Below are 1,746 nucleotides of genomic sequence, written 5' to 3'. Positions count from 1 at the left end.
ACCGGCTGAACCTCAGCGTCGAGACCGGGCGCTCGATGGTGATCATCGGCGGATCGGGGCAGGGCAAGTCGGTGATGCTCAAGCTGGCGCTCGGCCTGGTGGCGCCCGATGGCGGCCAGGTCGTGCTGGACGGCCGGGGGCTTCCGGGGTTTGGCGGCCGGCTGCAGCGGCGGCTGCTGGCCCGCTCAGGCGTGCTATTCCAGAGCGCGGCGCTGTTCGACAGCCTGAGCGTCTGGGAGAATGTGGCCTTCCGGCTGATCAACGCCGACGGGGTGTCGCGCAAGGCCGCCAGGCGTCGGGCGCTCGACGCCCTGGCCAGGGTGCGGCTGGAGCCGGCCGTCGCCGATGTCTTCCCGTCGGAGCTGTCGGGTGGGATGCAGAAGCGGGTCGGCCTGGCCCGCGCCATCGTCGCCGATCCGCAGGTGCTGTTCTTCGATGAGCCGACCACCGGCCTGGACCCGGTCACCGCCGCGGTGATCAACGACCTGATCGTCGACCAGGTGAAGCGGCTGGGCTGCACGGCGATCTCGATCACCCATGACCTGGCCTCGGCCCGCAGGATCGGCGACCAGATCGCCATGCTACACGAGGGCCAGATCGTCTGGCAGGGCGCCCCCGGGGAACTCGACCAGACGCGCAACCCCCATGTCCGGGCCTTTGTCGCCGGATAGGCTGGGCTATTCCGCGGCCTTCGCCATCGCCATGGCCTCCTGCCCGAACACCCGGGCGAAGATCACGTCGACGTTCTTGAAGTGGTAGCCGAGGTCGAACAGGTCGCGGATCTCGGGTTCGGAGAGGGTGACGGTTTCGTCGGCCAGGAGCAGGTCGATGAACAGGCCCTCGCCGCGCCAGACCTTCATGGCCGCGCCCTGAACCGAGGCGTAGGCGGTCTCGCGGGCGACACCCTTCTGGGTCAGGGCCAGCATGACACGCTGGGAGTGAACCAGGCCGCCGAGGCGGTCCATGTTCTTGAGCATGTTCTCCGGATAGATCACCAGCCGCTCCACCACGCCGGCCAGGCGGCGCAGGGCGAAGTCCAGGTGGACGGTGGCGTCCGGCGCAATGCCGCGCTCGACCGACGAGTGGCTGATGTCGCGCTCGTGCCAGAGGGTGACGTTCTCCATGGCCGGCACGACGGCCGAACGGATCAGGCGGGCCAGGCCCGTCAGGTTCTCGGTGAGGATCGGGTTGCGCTTGTGCGGCATGGCGCTGGACCCCTTCTGACCGACCTCGAAGGGCTCCTCGGCCTCCAGCACCTCGGTGCGCTGCAGGTGGCGGATCTCGGTGGCCAGGCGCTCGATGGAGGAGGCGACGACGCCGAGCGCCGCGAAATAGGCCGCGTGGCGGTCGCGCGGGATGACCTGGGTGGAGACCGGCTCGACGGCCAGGCCCAGCTGCTCGGCGACGTGGGCCTCTACCTCGGGCGCGACATTGGCGAAGGTGCCGACGGCGCCGGAGATGGCGCAGGTGGCGATCTCGAACTTGGCCATCGCCAGACGCTCCTTGGCGCGCTGGAACTCGGCGTAGTGGCCGGCGAGCTTCAGGCCGAAGGTGGTGGGCTCGGCGTGGATGGCGTGGCTGCGGCCGACGGTCGGCGTCAGGCGATGCTCGAAGGCGCGGCGCTTGAGCGCGGTCAGCACCATGTCGACGTCGTCGATCAGCAGGTCGGTGGCGCGGCTGAGCTGGACGGCGAGCGCGGTGTCGTTGACGTCGGAGCTGGTCATGCCCTGATGCAGGAAGCGGGCC

The 1,746-nt window shown here is 69.8% G+C and carries 2 protein-coding genes; one reads left to right on the top strand and one right to left on the bottom strand.

From position 1 onward, the window contains the following. Nucleotides 1-671: ATP-binding cassette domain-containing protein (locus RMO97_RS15870; protein ID WP_310542004.1), on the top strand; the 671-nt coding region annotated here is incomplete at its 5' end. Nucleotides 672-677: 6 nt separating this feature from the next. On the opposite strand, the gene purB is transcribed toward RMO97_RS15870, so the two are convergent. Next, nucleotides 678-1,746 (bottom strand): adenylosuccinate lyase (purB, locus tag RMO97_RS15865; RefSeq protein WP_310542003.1); only part of this gene is annotated, 1,069 nt, incomplete at its 5' end.

The organism is Phenylobacterium sp., from assembly GCF_031425575.1.
Classification (GTDB): Bacteria; Pseudomonadota; Alphaproteobacteria; order Caulobacterales; family Caulobacteraceae; genus Phenylobacterium.
This window is presented reverse-complemented; position numbering and strand designations above follow the sequence as displayed.